Here is an 18068-nt window from a genome sequence, read left to right on the forward strand (position 1 = left end):
CATCGCCGACGAGCCGCTTCCGGGCACGTCAGTGCTGCGCGAGCATTGGGGGTGACCATGGGGCCGCTCGCTGGCAGCGGGGACGCAACCGGCGAGGTGGGCGGGAGGCGCCCAAGCGCGGTGCCGCCCCCCAGCCCCGGATCCCCGCTTCCAGAGCAATCTCTCCGACCGGATGTCCTGGCAGCGCCGGAGGGACACCGGACCGGAACTGCTGCTGCGCCGGGCTCTCCATCGGCGGTACTGCGCTTCCGTGTCGACTACGCCCTCCCCGGCCTCCCCAGGCGCCGTGCCGACGTCCTGTTCACCCGTGCCCGCATCGCGGTCTTCGTCGACGTCTGCTTCTGGAAGGGCCGCCCGGAGCACGCGACGCGTCCTACGAGCAATGCCGCATGGTGGGAGGTAAAGCTAGCGACGAACGTGCAGCGCGACCGGGATACCGACGCGCATCTGACGTCCATCGGGTGGCTTGTCCCCCGGTTCTGGGAACACGCGGACATGGAGCAGGCGGCGGCCCTCGTCGCTCACGCTTGGACGAATGCTCACGAAACGGGGGCCGGAAGCCGATGAGACTCGGAGTGTCGGTGACGCCTCCTACGATGGCCTCCATCGAGATATCCACAGGCCCTGAGGCCTCGGAAGGACTCCACAGGTGACGCAGTTCGGCAAGCTCATCGAAGTCTCGCTGCCCCTGGAGGACATCAACCACGGGTCCGCCCGGGAGGAGTCGATCCGGCAAGGCCACCCGCCCACCCTGCACTTGTGGTGGGCTCGCCGACCGTTGGCCGCGGCTCCGGGCGTGGTCCCCGCCCAGCTCGACGACCCGTCTTCGCGCCCCCACCGGTTCCCCACCGAGGAGGACCAAGAGGTCGAAGGGGAGCGGCTGCACAACGTCATCCGCCGTCTGGTTGTCTGGGAGAACACCGGCGATGAGCGACTGCTGCGTGAGGCGCACGAGGAGATCCTGACCATTCAGCGGGCCGTCCGCGAGACGCCCGGAACCTCCGGTTCGACGCCAGCCGATTCAACGACGTGGAGTACTGACCGATGACCGACGTCCAAGCGGACTCGCTGGCAGGCGAGGTTATCGGCCGACTGATCCTCACGCCGGATCCGGCCTTCGTGAAGAGCCTCGGCACCCACCACACCCTCGAGTCGGCCATGGCGGACCTTGTTGACAACAGCATCGACGCCCACGCCACGACGGTCACGATCCGGTTCATCACCTGGAACGGTCACCTCGCCGGAATCTTGGTCATCGATGACGGCGACGGTATGGACGCCGACATCGCGGACCGTGCGATGCGGCTCGGAGGTCAGCGTGAGTACGCGGCCGGCGACCTGGGGCACTTCGGTGTGGGGCTCAAGTCAGCGGCCCTCGGGGTCGCGAACGTCCTGACGGTGTGGTCGCGCCGGTACGGAGCCAGCCCCGTCGGCCGCAGACTCACACGCGTCGACATGCAACGCGACTACTCATGCGACGTGCTGAGTACCAAGGCCGCCGAGCGTTCGCTTCGGCACGGACTCGACGGTGCCGAACGCGGCACGATCATCGCGCTCACCGAGCTCAAGGCCGGCGTCCATGGAGCGTCGCCGACCGAGGCGGCGATTTGGCTGTCCCACGCTCAGCAGCGTGTCCGACACCACCTCGGCCTCGTCTACCACCGCCTCCTCGCCGCCAATCGCGTGGTGGTGCAGACGGTGGAGGTCGACGAACACGGCAATCAGGGAGTACTCACGCCGGTCCAACCTGTCGATCCCTTCGCCTACCCCGTCACCGGACGGCCCGGCTTCCCGAAGCAGCTGCACGCCCGCGCGGCGGGAATCGACGTCACCGTCACGTGCCACATCTGGCCGGCGCGGTACGAGAACAACACAGAGTTCAGGCTGCAGCAGAAGTCCGCCGAGGAGACCCAGGGGTTCTACGTCTATCGCGCGGACCGTCTCCTCCAGGCCGGCGGCTGGAACAACGTGGCGAACGCCGGACCGCTCCGCAAGCTCGCGCGGGTCAGCATCGATGCCGACGGTCTCGACGGGCTGGTGCAGCTCAACCCGGAGAAGAACGGCACACAGTTCAGCACGGCGCTGTCCCATGCCCTGGCACGCGCGACCTCCAGCCCTGGCGGCGACGCCGTGTCGTTCGAGGACTTCCTGACCGCTGCCGAGGAGGTGGTGGTTCAGTCGAAGAAGCGGACTCACAAACGCAAGCCCGTGGTGCGGCCGGACCGCGGATTCGCCAAGGGCGTTCGGCGAGCGATCGGAGAGGAACTCGACTTCCATGCGGACGAGGACGCGGTGGAGGTCCGCTGGAAGCGGCTCCCCGCCGGGACGTTCTTCGAGATCGACCGGCCTGCACGGACGCTGTGGCTGAACCTGGCGTACAGGAACCTCTACTCCCCCGGCCAGAAAAGCCTGAACGACGCACCCCTCGTAAAGGCCCTGATCTTCCTGCTCGCTCAGGACCACTTCACGGGCATGCAATACAGCTCCGCGAAGCGCGACGAGGCGGCGGTGTGGCAGGCCGTTCTCGGAGCAGCCGCCGAGGAGGAGAAGGTGCGACGGAACCGAGGAGAGGGACCGCGATGACGTCCGACACGGGACCATTCGTGCCCTCCGAGCGACACCCGGACCTGCCCATGCTCGACGGGTACTGGGCCGACGGCCATCCCGCAAGGCTCCCGATCCTCGGTGCGCCGGAGTGCTTCATCGACCTGGATCCACCGCATCGTGAGATCAAGCTCAGCGTCCCGGCCGACGGCAAGGAGCCCGACCTGGCGAAGTTCCGGAACATCGACTTAGCCACCCACACCGACGACGGTGTCGTCTGGTGGGAGATCCGTGTGCTCGTCGAGCACTCGTTGCACGAGGCGTACTCCCTCCTGACCCGCATCGCCGATCTCGTTCAGCTGGACCGGCAGTCCGTCGGGGTCGCGGCGTACCAGGCACTAGAGACGTACCGTGCGCTGCTGGCCCCGCGCGGCGCGATGAGCGAGGAGCAGCAGATAGGGCTCTACGGCGAGCTGCTGGCACTCGAGCACCTCTTGCGTCACGCCGGCCCGGGCGTCGCGGTGCCGGCGTGGGTGGGGCCGATGAACGAGGAGCACGATATCGCTCTCGCGGACGTCCACTTCGAGGTCAAGACCACCAAGGGTGAGCACCGCCAGCACGTGATCAGCGGGACGCAACAGTTGCAGCCTCTACGCGGCGTCCCGTTGTGGCTGCTCTCCTTGCAGGTAACGCCGACGACGCCCGACGCCGGGCGGAGCCTGGTCGATCTGGTGGCCGACGTCCGTCAGCTCGCCAGTGGGGGCCGGCCGAGGGTCGACGAACTGCTGCGCGGGATGGGCTGGCGTGACTCCGATGCCGACCTTTACGCCTCCCACCTCACCCTTCGGAGCGACCCGCGCGCCTACTGCGTCGACGCGGCATTCCCGGCATTGACGGACGATCGCCTTAGGGTTGCGGTGCCTCAAGCGGAACTGATCAATGACGTGAAGTACCGGGTCGACGTGACCCAGTTGGACTACGGCGTCCCTCCGGCGCCGATGGACGGATTCGTGGAGCACCCTGAGGAGCCGACCGCATGACCGCACCCGCCTGGCAGCACGACCTGACGATGCTGCTCCACGCCGACGCTGATACTGCGCCGCGGCCTCTCGTTTCGACGGTGAACGTCCTCCTCGGCGGCGGAGGCCTCACCGAGGACGAGCTCGCTGCTCACCTCGAAGCCGCGCCCCTCAAGGACCCCGTGGTTCACCGCCTCCACCGGGCGCTCCTGGCGTGGGACTCCGCCACCGCGGCACCGTGGGCGGCGCTCAACGGCGAGCCTGCACCGCCTCCCCATACCCGCTCCCGCCGACAGCGGGCATACGCCCGGCTGGGCTTCTCGGACAAACTGGCGGCAGCGCTCGACGTCAAGTGCCCCGTGGTCGAGAAGCACGAGGTCGTGATCTCCAGGGAGTTCGAGCCGTGGTACGAGGACGCCAAGCACGAGCGTCACAGCTTCTACTGGGCGCACTACGAGGAATACCTCCGCGAGAAGGGATGGGGCGCCGACGTCATCAAGTCGCTCGACGCCGCCTCGGACGACGTCGTCCGTCGCCTGTCCGATCCCACTAGGCCTGAGGCGAAGAGGACTCGCGGGCTTGTGATCGGCTACGTCCAGAGCGGCAAGACGGCGAACTTCACTGGCGTCATCGCCAAGGCCGTCGACTCCGGTTATCGCCTCGTGATCGTCCTCACCGGCACCGTCGAGATGCTGCGCGCCCAGACGCAGCGGCGCCTGGACAAGGAGCTCGTCGGCCACGAGAATCTCGTCCACGGGCTCGACACCACGAGTGAAACCTGGCTCAAGGAGTTCGACTACGCCGGTGACCCGGAGTGGCACGACGACGCGTCGTTCGTGCGACACCCCGGCATCGAGACCGCCGACGGAGTGCCGCGGATTATCCGCGCGACGACGCTCGGTGCTGACTACAGGCGCCTCAAGCAGGAACTCACCAAGCTGCGCTTCCCCAGTCGACCGAAGAAGTCTGCGCCACTGAACCACCCCGAGAACCTCGCGGCCGCGGATGCGTACCTGGCGGTCGTGAAGAAGAACTCCACGACTCTCAAGAAGCTCATCACTGACCTCAAGGCGGTAGGAGCGAAGACATTGGCCGAGCTTCCGATCCTGATCATCGACGACGAGTCCGACCAGGCGTCGCTCGACACGACGAGCCCCAAGGTGAAGGCAGCGGCCGCCACGGAGGCCGAGCGCAAGCGCACGGCGATCAACAAGGCGATCTCCGAGATTCTCGGCCTCGCGCCGCGCGCGCAGTACGTCGGCTACACCGCCACGCCGTTCGCCAATGTCTTCGTCGATCCGACGGATGAGCAGGACATCTTCCCGTCCGACTTCCTCATCACCCTCCACCGCCCGGACGGTTACATGGGTGTGGCGGATTTCCACGACATAGAGCGCGACTGGAGCTCAGAGACGCGCGATCTGACCACGTCCAACCGCATGGCGTTCGTTCGAGACCTGGAGCCGGATGTCGACGCCGCCGATCTGGACGCCGAACTTCTCGATGCCATGGACGCCTTTGTCCTGTCGGGGGCGATCAAGCTCTACCGCACCGAGCACGGTACGAGCACCGGCAAGCACCACACGATGCTGGTGCACGAGTCCGTCAAGAAGGCCGAGCACCGCGAGACTGCGGAGCGTGTTCGGGAAGTATGGTCCGCACACCCGGCGACGTCGCCGGAGGGCATCCGACGCCTCGAGGCCCTGTGGGACGCCGACTACCGCAAGGTCTGCGACGCGCGCCAGGACGGTCCCGTCCCCGAGTCGTTCGCCGCCATCAAGCCGTACATCGGAGCGGCCTACGCCCGGATGACCTCGGACGGCGATCCCGTCATCGTCGTCAACTCAGATGCCGAACTGCAAGCCAACGCCAAGCGTCTCAACTTCGATGCCGAGCCGGTTTGGCGCATTCTCGTCGGTGGCACGAAGCTCAGCCGCGGCTTCACGGTCGAGGGCCTGACCGTGTCCTACTACCGCCGCGCGGCCGGGCAGGGTGACACCCTGATGCAGGCCGGACGCTGGTTCGGATACCGCAAGGGCTACCGGGACCTGGTCCGCCTGTTCATCCCCGATGACCTCTACCAGGCGTTCGAGGCTGTGCTCCGCGACGAGGAGGCCTTGCGGCTCGAGCTGGCGCAGTACGAGGGATTCGACGAGTCCGGGAAGCCGCTCCTGACGCCGCAGGCGGTGCCCCCCCTGATCCGTCAGCATCTGCCAGCGGTCAAGCTGACCGCGCGAAACAAAATGTGGAACGCCCGGCTGATCGAGCAGGGCGTGGGCGGTCGTATCAGGGACCTTTACATGGTGCCCTCCCGCGATGACGGAGACAGCAAGGAACACAACGTCGGAACGGTCGCTCGGATCCTCTCAGGTACCACCGGCCCTGTGCCGGTCAGCGACGGCAAAAACCTGTTCGATGCCAGGATCGGTCTCGTCGACAACTCTGAGATCCTCGACCTCCTGGACCGGCGCACGGGTCTGCGCTGGAACAGCGCCGTGTCGGAGCAGGTGCGGCCGCAGGTTCGCTTCTTCGAGAACGTGGCCCGCGATGGTCGGGTCGAGGGTTGGGCCGTGATGTGGCCGCAGCTCGGCGAGGGAGGCCTGACTAAGCTTGATGGAATTACGGGAAGCGCCCGGCTCGTGGAGCGCGCCCGACGAGAGGGGCGCCACGACTTCTCCGGAAGTGACATCAAGCATCGTCGTCCCGCGGAGGCGTTGGCCGCGGACGGCCCGAGCGCGGAGGTGGCCTTCCAGGCGCTGGCAGAAGGACGCAACGTCGAGCGCCTGGGCGTGGTCCTTGTCTACCTCGCCTGGGATCCGCGTGAGTCAGGCGCACAGCGGCCGACCACCGACGCACCCGCGGACTTGAGGGACATCACGGTGCTCGTTTCGATGGTGGTTCCTCAGGACGCAGCACCAGGCGGACGCGCACTCGTGTGGGAGCGAGTTCAGGACGACGATCTGCACCGCGATCTGGCGGCGGTAGATATTCCGCAGGCGGCACGTTAGCGGTCGCGTGCCGCCGGGACCCCTGCGCGCGCCCAGGACGCAAGTGTCATCGTCATGCCCTTGAGGTCCTGTGCCCTCGAGGACGGTGCACGGCTGCCGGTGTGTGGGAAGTACCCGGTGGCGAACCAACGGCCGTCGATCGGGAAGCTCCACGACCCGGCGAGCTGGTGGAGCATGCGACGGAAGGCCAGTTCCCCGGCATCGTCGACGCGGGGACGCAGTTCGTCGATCCCGTCGACGGCCACGATGCGGAAGGCGCCGGCGAGACACCGCAGGATGGTCGCGGACGCGATAAGGCTTCGGGCGCGTAGAGCTGCCGCACTCTCGGCGCCCGAGGCCACCCGCGCCAGCCCGGGGACCTCGTCGAGGAGCACGTCGAGGAACCGGAGCGTCACATCCCTCACGCCTTCCGGAGCCAGCAGCGCCTCACGCTTCTGCGTCGCCCGGGACTCGAACCCGATCGACGCCGCCCGGACGACGTCGACCAGGGTCTTCGCCGAGAGGAGGTTCTCGCTCGCCCCGGCCATCCGGTCCTTCTCGAAATCCACGATCCCGTCGACCAGCGGGTGCTTCACGGCGAGCTCGGCTGCGACCCGGTTCACCAGGTCGCGTTGATCGAACGCGGCGACCTGGGACTTCGTGATCCCCTTGGCGTTGGTCGCGATGTCCGAGAAGAGCTGTTTGTGCTCCTCGATCCCGACCCCTTCGAAGATCTCCAACGTCACACACTCCGTCTGGAGGCGCTCCGAGAGGCGAGTCCAGCGATCGAGAGCGCTTCCGGCGCTCCGCCCGGCACCCGTGTCGCCCAGGAGGTGCGCGTTCTCCAGTGCCCGGCGACTGGTTCTGAGGCCCGCAGAGATCTGTTCGGCCGCGATGTGCCATCCCAGGATGCGGTGCTGCCCGTCGAGGATCTCGAGCGACGTCTTGGAGTCATCGGGGAACGTCAGCATGCCGCTCGAGACCGCCAGCACCGATGTCTCCTGTTGGAACCTGTCACCCAACCGTGCCTCGGTGTCGAGTAGCAGCGGCGGCGTCGCCCAGCGCTCGTTGTGCTGCCAGTACAGCGAGAAACCTTCGGCATGAGCGAGGTCGACGCGACGGTTCCCCGGGAACTTGTGAGCGGGGTCGGGCTCCGGAAGAAGCTCGGCGATGGCCTGCAGTGGCACGGCGACCACGAACACCGCGATTCCCCCGCGGCTGTAGCGATGCGCTGGGAAGGTGTGGACTCTCTGCGCCAACTGTCACTCCGATGTCTACGTGCTGTGCTTCTGATGTCGGCAGCACGACACAGCAGCTTGACGGTGTTCACCCGCTTTGTGCGCTCCCGACACGCGGGAGAGCTGGCAAGCTCACGCCATGTACGACTGGATCTTCTTCAAGCACGCAACGGATGGCCCTCCCGCCCCGGTTACCGACCTGGCGCATGATCTTCGGGAACGGTTACCTTCCCTCGCCACCGCCGAGACACCGACGGGCGGTCTGCACCGCATGGATCTTCTCAGCGCAGTCGGACCCGTCGCGCGCGCCCACTCGCTCGGCGTCCCGGATCGCGAGACGTTCGCGGCGACCGAGGTCGATCTCGTTGCTCGCCAAACCGGCGTCGCCGTGAGTGTGCAGACTGGCCGTGCGCGGACCAACAATGCCGCGCTGCTCGCCGCCTTGGCCGCCGCCTCGATGCCAGGCATCCGGTGGCTCATCCTGCTCGTGCCCGAGCGTTACAAGGGCAGCACCACGGGCAAGCCCGTCGGGGACGACCTCGCCCGACTGGCTCACAGCACAGGAGTGCACCTGGAGCTCGATGGCGTACTTCTCCTGACGTTCTGAAGCCGCCGGACGCCTGTGTCAACGACGGCTGAAATCTGAGGGTGGGTGAAAGTAGCCCCCCTCATGGTGTGGTCAGTCGGTCGTGGCCGCTGGTGGGCGGCCGAGGTCGCGGTTCTTGAGCCGGTGGGAGTCGCACTTGAAGGCGATGACGTCGGCGCGGTGGACGAGGCGGTCGAGTCATCGCGGCGGCGACGGTGTCGTGGCCGAAGACCTCGCCCCAGCGTTCGAACGGCTCGTTCGAGGTGACGATCAGCGATGCGTATTCGCAGTGGGCTGGGACCAGCTAGAAGAACAAATTCGCGGCCTCTGGCTCGAAGGGGATATAGCCGACCTCGTCGATGACCAGCAACGGGTAGCGGCCCAGGCGCCGCAGCTCGTCCTGCAGCCGGCCGTCGTGGTGCGCGCCTGCGAGGTGATCGACCCACTCCGAAGCGGTAGCGAACAGGACCCGGTGGCCGGCTTGGCAGGTCCGCCTGAAGCAGCGCGGCGACGGTGCTCTTGCCGGACTCGGACGGTCCGATGAGCGCGACGCGGCTCCCGCGCGGGACGGTGAACGACACGTCGTCGAGGAGCAGCTCCCCGAAGCCGACCGACACCGGGTCGCGCAGGAACAGCCGGGTCTCGGCGGCCGTGAGTCCGCGCAGCGCGCGCATCAGGCGGCCCGTCGGGTGAGCGCGACGAACGCGTCGTCCAGGCTCGTCTGCTCGACCCGGAGCTCGTGCGCGACGACGTGATGCACGGCCAGCACCGACGTGACGGCCTGCAGCAAGTCGCCCGTGCCGATCACCACCACCTGGCCGCCGTGCTGCTGCACGCCGGTGACCTCGGGGAGGTCGACCAGCAGCCGGTCGGCGAGGGCGGCCGACGGCCGGAATCGCACGCGCTGTTCCCAGTGACCCGGGCGACCAGGCCGGCGGAGGTGTCGAGCGCCGTCACCCGGCCGGCGTCGATCAGTGCGAGCCGGTCGCAGAGGCGCTCCGCCTCGTCCATGAAGTGCGTGACCAGCAGGACCGTCACGCCGGCGTCGCGCACGTGCTCGACCAGGTCCCACGTGTCCCGCCGGGCCTGCGGGTCGAGCCCAGTCGTCAGCTCGTCGAGCACCGCGACGTCCGGGCTCACGACCAGCGCCAAGGAGATCGCGAGCCGCTGCTTCTGCCCCCCCGGCGAGCTGCCGGTACCGGGTGTCGCGCTTGTCCGCGAGCCCCTGCATCTCCAGCAGCGGCCCGCCGTCGGCGGGCCGCCGGTAGAACGTGCGGTAGAGCTGCATCGCCTCGCCGACCGTCTGCCGGTCCGGCAGACGGACGGCTGTCCTGCAGTTGCACGCCGACGCGCTGCCGGAGCTCACGCCGGTCGCGCCGCGGGTCGAGCCCGAGGACCGCGAGCGACCCCGCGTCGGGCGTGCGCACGCCGGTGAGGCACTCGACGGTCGTGGTGTTGCCGGCGCCGTTCTCCCCGGCCCCGACGGTGAAGGAGACGTCCTCGACGGCGGTCATCTCGCCGTAGGTCTTGCGGAGGTTGGTGACTTCGATATCGTCATGGGTCGAGCCTCGGCGGCGTGGGACGGTCCCGGATCGGCTGGCTGGCGCGGGGTCGGTGGATCCGGGCATCGCCCGATCGGTGGATGCGCCGTCCGAGCGGGGCTTCGCGCCTGCCGGGGAGTACGCCGGTCTCGTTCCCGCGCGGCTGTGGTTGCTGGGGTGCGACTGCGGTGAGGTGGGGTGCTGGCCGCTGGAGGCCGATGTCGTCCTCACCGACCACCAGGTGACGTGGTCCGGGTTCGCCCAGCCGCACCGCCCGGCGTGGTCCTACGCGGGCGTCGGCCCCTTCGTGTTCGACAGGCGGCAGTACGAGGACGCCGTCGCGACCTCCGCTGCCCTCGTGCACCCCTGACCGGCGGGGGCGTCCTCGTCGGGTCGGCGCGCCGGCTCGCCGCCCCCGCCGCGCCGGACGTGCGGTCGACCCGCGGGTCCGCCGCCGTCCCTCGTCGGCGTTACGCTGCTCCCGACGGCGACGCATCCGCGGCGGTCCACGTCGTGGTCCCGCGAGGCGTCCGGCACTCCTGACGGCCGGCAGTTCCCTCTGCCGGCCACGCCCGCCCTGACGGCGGTGTTCTGGCGTGCCGGTCCACGGCCGCGGCTCAGGGGAGCGGGCCGCGCGGTGCCGCCCGGGTCGCGCTCCGGACGACCCGGCCGGTGTGTGCCCGACGCGCGGTGCGTCGTGCAGCCGTCGCGTGCCGTGCCGCCGTCGCGGCCGCGGTGGCTCGTCGAAGGAGGAGATGTGGCAGGACCAGGGTCGGGCCGACGACGTTCCGCGGGGGCGCGTGCCGCGTCCGGGGCGGGCTCCGGCTCGCGGTCCGCGTCGGGCTCGCGCTCCGGGTCGGGCGGGCGCCCGGCCTCCGGCCAGCGTCGCCGCGGTGCGCGCCGGTCCGAGGAGGGCCTGATCCCCGTCCTCGCCGAGGCCGCCGCCGAGGTCGACCGCGCCGTGCAGCGTCCGCCGCTCCGGCCGTCGACCCGCACGAAGTTCCAGGTCGTCGCGCTGCTCGTGCGGGAGGAGCGCGCCCGGACGATCGCCGACGGCGACCTCACCGAGGCGAAGCGCGCCGAGCAGCTCAAGCGGCTCGACGGCGTCGCGACGATGCTGGCCCGCACGGCCGCCCGCGACACCTCGCTGCTGCAGCTGCTCGCGGAGGACGCGAAGGTCTCCGACGCGGCCCGCGCGCTGAAGGCGACGATGATGCGGGCCGCCGGCATGGAGCCGCCCGAGGAGCCCGAGCCGGAGCCCGCCCCGGTCGTGCCGGAGCCCGGCGCCCACACCCGGGTCGTGCCACGTTCCGTGATCTCCCGCCAGCTCGCGAACCCGTTCCTGCCGCCCGACTTCGAGGCCGCCGCCCAGCGGATGGCCCCGAAGGCCCACCGGTTGGCCGGCTGGGAGCTGCTCGAGCCGCTGTTCCGGTCCTTCGAGCAGGCGGCCACCGGCGCGCCCGCCTGCATGCCGCTGCCCGAGCCGCGCGCGGTGCCCGTCCCGCTCGGCCGGGAGCTCATGCCGCACCAGGCGCAGGTCGTCGCCGCGACCGCGACCGGCCACCGCACGTTCCTGCTCGCCGACGAGCCCGGCCTCGGCAAGACCGCGCAGGCGCTGCTCGCCGCCCGCGCCGCCGACGCGTACCCGCTGCTCGTCGTGGTGCCGAACGTCGTGAAGACGAACTGGGCGCGGGAGGTGGCGCTGTGGACCCCGGAGCGCCGCGCCACCGTCGTCCACGGCGACGGCGAGAAGGTCGACGCGTTCGCGGACGTCGTCATCGTGAACTACGAGATCCTCGACCGGCACGTCGGCTGGCTCGGCGACCTCGGCTTCCGCGGGATGGTCGTCGACGAGGCGCACTTCATCAAGAACAAGGGCTCGCAGCGCTCGCAGCACGTCCTCGCGATCGCCGACCGGATCCGCGCGCGCGTCGCCCGGCCGCTGATGATGGCCCTGACCGGCACCCCGCTGATCAACGACATCGAGGACTTCCGGGCCATCTGGCAGCTGCTCGGCTGGATCGACGACACGCAGCCGCTCGGCGCCCTCATGACCACCCTGGAGGACACCGGTCTCACGCCCGCCGACCGGGGCTTCGCCACCGCCGCGCGCACCGCCGTCATCGACATGGGCATCGTCCGCCGCCGCAAGGCCGACGTCGTCGCCGACATCCCGGCCCGCCGGGTCGCGGACCTCCCCGTCGAGCTCGACGGCGCGACCGGCCGCTCGATCCGCGCCGCCGAGGCGGCGCTCGCCGCCCGCATGGTCGAGCGCTACCGGACCGCCGTCGCGACCCGCGGCGAGTCGGCCGTCGTGGACGGGATCGACCTCGACCTCGCCCGCCGGATCGCCGCGTCGGAGCTCAAGGACTCGAGCTCCAAGACCGGCGGCGAGAACGTCTTCACCATGGTCCGGCGCATCGGCCAGGCCAAGGCCGGCCCCGCCGCCGACTACGCCGCGCAGCTCGCCCGCAACGTCGGCAAGGTCGTGTTCTTCGCGAAGCACGTCGACGTGATGGACCAGGCCGAGCAGACGTTCGCCGACCGCGGCATCCGGTACGCCTCGATCCGCGGCGAGCAGACCACCCGCACCCGCGAGAAGAACGTCGCCGCGTTCGTCAACGACCCCGACGTCTCGATCGCCGTGTGCTCGCTGACCGCCGCCGGCGTGGGGCTCAATCTCCAGGTCGCGTCCAACCTCGTGCTCGCCGAGCTCTCCTGGACCTACGCCGAGCAGACGCAGGCCATCGACCGCGTCCACCGCATCGGGCAGGACGAGCCCGTCACCGCCTGGCGGATCATCGCCGCGCAGACGATCGACTCGAAGATCGCCGAGCTCATCGACAGCAAGTCCGGGCTCGCCGCGCGGGCGCTGGACGGCGCGGGGGAGGACGACGTGGCGTCGTCGACCGACGTGCAGCTGGAGGCGCTGGTCGGGCTGCTGACGGACGCGCTCGCCGTTGGGGGCGCCCCGGCCTGAGCGGGGGCGCTCCAGCGGTGCCCGGGTTACGGTCGCCGCTACCGGACGCGAGGGAGGCAGACCGATGGGGTTTGTCCGCAAGATGCTGAAGAGCGCGGTCGTCGCGAAGGTGGCGCAGGTCGCGGTGCGAGAGATGTCGAAGCCCGAGAACCAGCGCAAGGCGCGAGAGCTGCTGGGGTGGGTCACGAAGCGGGGCGGTGCCGCGGGGCAGGCGTGACGTCTGGGCGCCGACGCGTTGGCTGATCCTCGCGTGAGAGGACGGCCTTGGAGACGTGGCGGTGTCTTGGCTCTGGCGGGCCCGGACGATTCGCAGGACAGCCCGGCGAAGGCGCCCGCCTACACGGCGTAGTCGAAGTCCGTGCGGGCCCTCCGACGCGGTCCTTGCACCCGAAGAAGAGCGGCCGCGTGGAGCTCGTGACGCGTCACTGCTGGTGCGGGATACGAGGCCAACGGTCTAGAGGAGCGTGCCGCACGCTGAAGTCGCTCTCGCTGCGGCCGTTGCGAGCGCGTGCCGTCGTCGACCGTCATGACCGCGCCCCTTGTCGACGCCTCGTGCTGACTGGTGCGTAACGCTGGGTGCATTGGCGGGCCGAAGTGCCCACGAGGTGGCTAGCCGATGTGGTCAACTCAGATCATGGCCACTCAGATCAGTTTCGACGACGTCGTGAGCACCCTGCGTGGCGGAGGTTTCGTCGGAAGCAGCCTCGACACCTTCCGCGTGCGCGAGCCCCGCGACTTCTTCGCGGGGCCGACGCTCGTGGTCAAGGATGACCTCGGAGACCTGACGGCCGACGTCATCCTTGTGTCCGCTCGCGGTGCCGCGGGGAAGAGCACTGCCGCTGAGCAGATGTCGTTCGAGCTCGGAGCTCCCCTCTGGAAGCTGGAAGAGGATAGTGCCGTCGGGGCTACATCACTCGCGCACTTGCTGAGTCGCTACACCAACCGTCTCGATTACGAGAGCACGTTCCAACAACTGAGCCGCCCGCAGATCCTCATCGATTCCCTCGACGAGGCGCACGCCCGAGTGTCCGGGACCTCGTGGTCCCAGTTCCTGGACTCGATGGGCGAGGTGGTCCGACACGGAGCGCGGCTCGTGCTCTTCGGTCGCGAGCGGACGCTTGAGGAGGTGTGGGTATCGCTCGACGACGCCGGCGCATCCGTAGCGTGGCTTGAGGTCAGCCACTTCGATGCTCAATCGAGGTTGGACTACGTCGACGGCTTGACGAGGTTGCGGGCTAAGAACCCTGCCGTCGTCGACACGGAAGCGTACGTCGAGGCGCGCGACGCAATTCTCGCCGGACTGACCGGCCCTCTCCCCGATGAGGCGGTGGACGCTTTCGTCGGATATGCACCGGTCCTCGACGCCGTGTCCGTTGCCCTTCGCGCCGACGTCAACCTTTATGCGCTCGCGCGCGAGTTCGAGACGACGTCTGGGGGAACTCGCCACTTGGACGTGCTCCGGGGAATCCTTGAGGCCTTGCTTCATCGGGAGCAGAAGAAGGTCGCTCCTTTGGCCGAGAGTCTTGGACTGGATCCTCAGGCGGTCTACACGCCGGACGAGCAAATGGACTGGCTTTGTGCGACACTCGAGGGCCTTGATTTCCCGGCCGTCGCGCACGTCGAGAGTAAGGTGCGCGCTGAATACCTGACGCAGATTGAGCCGTTCCGCGCCCAGCATCCGTTCCTCAACGAAGGCGACTGGGCTAGCGCTGTTTTTCGAGCGTACGTCGCTTATAGGCGGTTTTCTCTGCTCCCTGGTGAGCGGCTGCTGAGGACGGGCAATGACTCGAGTCTCTTGTTCGACCTTTTCTCCCTTGACCGAGAAGGAGCACTCGTTGATGAGTGGCAGTTCGCCGCTCTTCATGCGTCGGTGACGGCCGGTGAGTCGACTGCCGCTTCGGCGACTGTTTCGATCACCGAGAGTGGACCGAGTCAGTTTGATGTCACGCTTCGCGTCGACGGGCATGGCGCGAAGTCAGCGGTCGACCTCGTGTTGATTTCAAGCCACGAGACCGACATTCGTCTCCTTGGGCCGCTGGAGGGTCTCACCGTCGAGACGTCGCGAGGCGTCTTGATCCCGGCCCATTTGCCGTCGACCGTTCTTGGTCCTGACCTGTTCCTACGATGTGGATCGCTTCGGATCGAGGGTGGCAGTGTTGAGTTCGCGCAGCGCGCGGCGCCAGCGTCGGGCAGCGCTCCCGTCAGCGGCATGGTGACGTTCGACGTGCTTTCGGGCCTTGAACTCCCGGCCGAGATCACCAGGCCCCCTCGGGCTGGAGATTTTGAGCTTATTCCTCCGGGCGGCACGTCGCCGGCGTTTCCTTGGCACTCATACGTCCAGTCGCGGGAAGAGGTCTCGTCGGTGGATCCCTCAAGCCGGGCGGTGCGCTTCCTGAAGATGCTCATGAACCTCACCCGGTCTCATGGGCACGACGGTGAGCGCGGTACCTACGTCATGAAGCTGCAAGGGCGGCAGTCGATCAAGGGTGAAGACTTCGGGAATGTGCTGGAGTTGCTCGAGGCTCGCGGGACCATCCGGACCTCGGGTGACATCGTCTACCTTACGGAACAGTGGGAGCAGCATCGCTTTAGCGGGAAGACGCTCGAAGGTCGACGGCTGATCGAGGATGTGTGGGATGTCTGGGGACCGGTCGCAGACTTGATCAGTTCCTCCCTTAAGGGGCGTTGACGGCGCTTTCGTATTCTGGCTGCGTGTGCTCGGCAGCGTTGAACGCGGCGCACCATCGCCTCGCTGCGCCGATTATGTCCATACTCGAACCCGTCGATGTGGCCTGGCCCGGGTCAATCCTCGTCAGAGCGACCAGGTACCCGCTCTCGATGCTCGTCGTCCCTGGGTGCCCGGCACCGTATCTGGCATTGCGACCCGGCTCAGCCCTGCGTTGACAGCGCCTTCAATACCTGCAAAGTTCGAAGCGGTGGGCCCGCGAGAGCAACCCGCCGCGTACGTCGACGACCGTGGGTTGTTGGGCGGCGGCGGAGTTGCCGTGACCCTCACGAGCGAGCCTGCGGCCGACGGTGCGAGTACAACGCCGGGCGGCTGCGTCGTCGCGCCTCGCTGACCAGGCCTGCCGCACTCGCTAGTGTTCCCTCCGTCAGCGGATCGACGGACTTCCAGGCGTGAGCCCCAGGACATGTCCCCCCGCACGTTCATTCGTGCTGCCCGGGGGACCTCGTCGTGGAAGCGTTGCGCCGGAGTGCGTCGGAGCTGATCGCCTACGCGCGTTCGGACTTCTCCGTCGTCGAGCAGGCGTTGGTCGACTACTTGATGTACCAGGGCGTGGGTAGGCCCGGCGAGGGCGAGCGCAGGTCGTGGCGCTCGTCGCTCCCGGTGCTCGCCGACGACCTGCGCGAGGCCGGACTCGACGGTGTCGAGGTGCTCATGGAGCACCGGCTCCCGATGACCAGCAAGCGGGCGGACGCGGTGCTGGCGGGAGTCCACCCGCGGACCGGGGACCCGAGCTATGTCGTCGTCGAGCTCAAGCAGTGGAGCCGGGCGCGCAGCTGGGACGGCGGCGTCACGCTGCTCGACGTCGACGGAGCCCGCTACCGGCCGGTGCTGCACCCGTCGCTCCAGGTCGACGGGTACGTCGACTACATGCGGGACTTCGTCAGCGTCCTCGCATCGTCGCCCGAGGCCCTGGTCGGCGCGGCCTACCTGCACAACGCCTCCGAGGACGGGATCGCGGACCTGCGCGCACCCGGCCTCGGCGCGCGGTCGCGGCTGTTCACCGGGCAACGTCGCGGTGATTTCCACGACTTCCTCCGCTCGCGGCTGGCACCGGCGTCAGGCGTGCGGGCCGCCGACGCGCTGCTGTCGTCACGCGTCGCGCCGTCTCGGCAGCTGCTGTCGGTCGCGGCCGACGAGATCCAGCAGCGGGAGCAGTTCCGGCTCCTCGACGAGCAGCGGGTCGCCTACGAACTGGTGATGAACACAGTCCGATCGGCGAGCCGGGCGGACACGAAGACCGTTGTGGTGGTGACAGGGGGGCCGGGCAGCGGCAAGAGCGTGATCGCTCTCTCGCTGCTCGGCGAGCTGGCCCGCGAGGGCCGCACCGTCATGCACGGCACGGGGTCGCGGTCGTTCACGCAGACGCTTCGCTCGGTGGCCGGGCGTGGCTCGCCGCGCACACGGAACCTCTTCGCGTACTTCAACAGCTTCATGACGGCGGAACGCAACGGCCTCGACGCGCTCATCCTCGACGAGGCGCACCGGCTTCGGACGACGTCCGTGAACCGGTACACGCGCAAGGACGTCCGTGCCGTCGCGCGCCCGCAGGTCGACGAGCTGTTCGACGCCGCGCGCGTCCCGGTCTTCCTGCTCGACCAGCACCAGGTGGTGCGGCCGGGCGAGATGGGCTCCGTCCACGAGATCCGTGAGCACGCCGAGCGCCGGGGCTTGAAGGTCCTCGAGGTCGACCTGCACGGGCAGTTCCGGTCCGGTGGGAGCGAGGCGTGGATCGAGTGGGTCCTGCGGTTGCTCGAACTCACCCCGGGAGGCCCAGTGCCGTGGCCCGGCGACGACCGGTTCGCGGTCGAGGTCGCTGACGACCCGGCCGACCTGGAGAGGCGTCTGCGGGAGCGGCTCGACGCTGGCCTCAACGCCCGCATGACCGCCGGCTACTGCTGGCCGTGGAGCGATCCCCGCCCCGACGGGACACTCGTCGACGACGTCCAGATCGGTGCCTGGGCCCGCCCCTGGAACGTGCGTGGCGAGCGCGCTGTGGGAGGGGCGCCTCCTTCAGCGCTCTGGGCCACGGCCGACGGCGGGTTCGAGCAGGTCGGCTGCGTCTACACGGCGCAGGGCTTCGAGTACTCCTGGAACGGCGTCATCCTCGGCCCGGACCTGGTCTGGCGCCGCGACCGGTGGGTCGCGCGTCGCGAGCACAACCGCGACCCCGACTTCCGTTCGCGCAAGACCGTGGACGACGAGACGTTCGAGCGGCTCGTCCGGAACGTCTACAAGGTGCTGCTCACCCGCGGGATGGTGGGCGCGGTGCTGTACTCGACGGACGAGGAGACGCAGGCGAAGCTCCGGTCGCTCATCGCCTCTCCGGGAGACATGAGGTAGCGGATCCGCGCCAGCGCGGTGCGCAGAACGATGCCCGATCGACCACCGCCGCCTAGCGCATCGTCGCGGCGCCTGGCGTCTGCG

At 68.9% G+C, this 18068-nt stretch carries 15 protein-coding genes and 1 pseudogene; 10 read left to right on the top strand and 6 right to left on the bottom strand.

All coding sequences use genetic code 11. The features are described from left to right. Positions 1-649 precede the first annotated feature (649 nt). From KJP73_RS02085 to KJP73_RS02100, 4 genes are read left to right on the top strand one after another with little or no spacing between them, the layout of a single operon-like run. Complete coding sequence (locus KJP73_RS02085; protein WP_213281104.1) at positions 650-1048, top strand: DUF1156 domain-containing protein; 399 nt, start codon at positions 650-652, stop codon at positions 1046-1048. Then, entirely contained in the window at positions 1045-2583 is a 1539-nt protein-coding gene (locus KJP73_RS02090) for an ATP-binding protein (protein ID WP_213281105.1), read from the top strand. Before KJP73_RS02085 ends, KJP73_RS02090 begins: the two co-directional genes overlap by 4 nt. Continuing rightward, complete coding sequence (locus tag KJP73_RS02095; RefSeq protein ID WP_213281106.1) at positions 2580-3584, top strand: PD-(D/E)XK motif protein; 1005 nt, start codon at positions 2580-2582, stop codon at positions 3582-3584. Before KJP73_RS02090 ends, KJP73_RS02095 begins: the two co-directional genes overlap by 4 nt. Beyond that, positions 3581-6571: a Z1 domain-containing protein gene (locus KJP73_RS02100; protein ID WP_213281107.1), complete on the top strand. Its 2991-nt coding sequence runs from the start codon at positions 3581-3583 to the stop codon at positions 6569-6571. The genes KJP73_RS02095 and KJP73_RS02100 overlap by 4 nt, the downstream gene beginning before the upstream one ends. Here the strand turns inward: KJP73_RS02100 and KJP73_RS02105 are convergent. After that, a complete protein-coding gene (locus KJP73_RS02105) occupies positions 6568-7809 on the bottom strand; it encodes a DNA sulfur modification protein DndB (protein WP_283770206.1) in 1242 nt (413 codons plus the stop codon). The genes KJP73_RS02100 and KJP73_RS02105 overlap by 4 nt on opposite strands. Positions 7810-7927: 118 nt before the next feature. Between KJP73_RS02105 and KJP73_RS02110 the strand changes: the two genes are divergently transcribed. Next, entirely contained in the window at positions 7928-8395 is a 468-nt protein-coding gene (locus KJP73_RS02110) for a hypothetical protein (RefSeq protein ID WP_213281109.1), read from the top strand. A 283-nt stretch (positions 8396-8678) separates the two neighbouring features. Here KJP73_RS02110 and KJP73_RS19680 read toward each other — a convergent pair whose 3' ends face one another. The 5 genes and pseudogenes from KJP73_RS19680 to KJP73_RS19605 form a co-directional block, all read right to left on the bottom strand. Beyond that, on the bottom strand, positions 8679-8840 hold the full coding sequence (locus KJP73_RS19680; protein ID WP_433995138.1) for an ATP-binding protein: 162 nt from the start codon (positions 8838-8840) through the stop codon (positions 8679-8681). 67 nt (positions 8841-8907) lie between these two features. Further along, a pseudogene (locus KJP73_RS19685) lies at positions 8908-9048 on the bottom strand (hypothetical protein); the annotation flags it as partial. After that, positions 9048-9209 carry a hypothetical protein gene (locus KJP73_RS19150; protein ID WP_249669024.1) on the bottom strand — a complete coding sequence of 54 codons (162 nt, stop codon included), beginning with the start codon at positions 9207-9209 and terminating at the stop codon, positions 9048-9050. The pseudogene KJP73_RS19685 and the gene KJP73_RS19150, both read right to left, overlap by 1 nt. Next, a complete protein-coding gene (locus KJP73_RS19155; RefSeq protein ID WP_249669025.1) occupies positions 9179-9514 on the bottom strand; it encodes a hypothetical protein in 336 nt (111 codons plus the stop codon). Before KJP73_RS19155 ends, KJP73_RS19150 begins: the two co-directional genes overlap by 31 nt. Further along, entirely contained in the window at positions 9511-10002 is a 492-nt protein-coding gene (locus tag KJP73_RS19605; RefSeq protein WP_349628273.1) for an ATP-binding cassette domain-containing protein, read from the bottom strand. The genes KJP73_RS19155 and KJP73_RS19605 overlap by 4 nt, the downstream gene beginning before the upstream one ends. A gap of 10 nt (positions 10003-10012) precedes the next feature. On the opposite strand from KJP73_RS19605, the gene KJP73_RS02125 reads away from it, so the two are divergent. From KJP73_RS02125 to KJP73_RS02145, 5 genes are all read left to right on the top strand, one after another. Beyond that, a complete protein-coding gene (locus tag KJP73_RS02125; protein ID WP_213281110.1) occupies positions 10013-10285 on the top strand; it encodes a hypothetical protein in 273 nt (90 codons plus the stop codon). Positions 10286-10831: 546 nt separating this feature from the next. After that, complete coding sequence (locus tag KJP73_RS02130; protein ID WP_249669030.1) at positions 10832-12895, top strand: DEAD/DEAH box helicase; 2064 nt, start codon at positions 10832-10834, stop codon at positions 12893-12895. A gap of 64 nt (positions 12896-12959) precedes the next feature. Beyond that, positions 12960-13112 carry a hypothetical protein gene (locus KJP73_RS02135; protein WP_213281112.1) on the top strand — a complete coding sequence of 51 codons (153 nt, stop codon included), beginning with the start codon at positions 12960-12962 and terminating at the stop codon, positions 13110-13112. A gap of 417 nt (positions 13113-13529) precedes the next feature. Next, positions 13530-15584 carry a hypothetical protein gene (locus KJP73_RS02140; protein ID WP_213281113.1) on the top strand — a complete coding sequence of 685 codons (2055 nt, stop codon included), beginning with the start codon at positions 13530-13532 and terminating at the stop codon, positions 15582-15584. A 507-nt stretch (positions 15585-16091) separates the two neighbouring features. Then, positions 16092-17984 carry a DUF2075 domain-containing protein gene (locus KJP73_RS02145; RefSeq protein WP_249669026.1) on the top strand — a complete coding sequence of 631 codons (1893 nt, stop codon included), beginning with the start codon at positions 16092-16094 and terminating at the stop codon, positions 17982-17984. The last annotated feature ends 84 nt before the right edge of the window (positions 17985-18068 follow it).

This window comes from Cellulomonas hominis, from assembly GCF_901521055.1.
Classification (GTDB): domain Bacteria; phylum Actinomycetota; class Actinomycetes; order Actinomycetales; family Cellulomonadaceae; genus Cellulomonas; species Cellulomonas endometrii.

Coding starts and splice junctions, on each gene's coding strand:
- KJP73_RS02090 (WP_213281105.1), top strand. CDS start 1,045: ATGACCGACGTCCAAGCGGACTCGCTGGCAGGCGAGGTTATCGGCCGA.
- KJP73_RS02095 (WP_213281106.1), top strand. CDS start 2,580: ATGACGTCCGACACGGGACCATTCGTGCCCTCCGAGCGACACCCGGAC.
- KJP73_RS02100 (WP_213281107.1), top strand. CDS start 3,581: ATGACCGCACCCGCCTGGCAGCACGACCTGACGATGCTGCTCCACGCC.
- KJP73_RS02110 (WP_213281109.1), top strand. CDS start 7,928: ATGTACGACTGGATCTTCTTCAAGCACGCAACGGATGGCCCTCCCGCC.
- KJP73_RS19605 (WP_349628273.1), bottom strand. CDS start 10,002: ATGCCCGGATCCACCGACCCCGCGCCAGCCAGCCGATCCGGGACCGTC.
- KJP73_RS02135 (WP_213281112.1), top strand. CDS start 12,960: ATGGGGTTTGTCCGCAAGATGCTGAAGAGCGCGGTCGTCGCGAAGGTG.
- KJP73_RS02140 (WP_213281113.1), top strand. CDS start 13,530: ATGGCCACTCAGATCAGTTTCGACGACGTCGTGAGCACCCTGCGTGGC.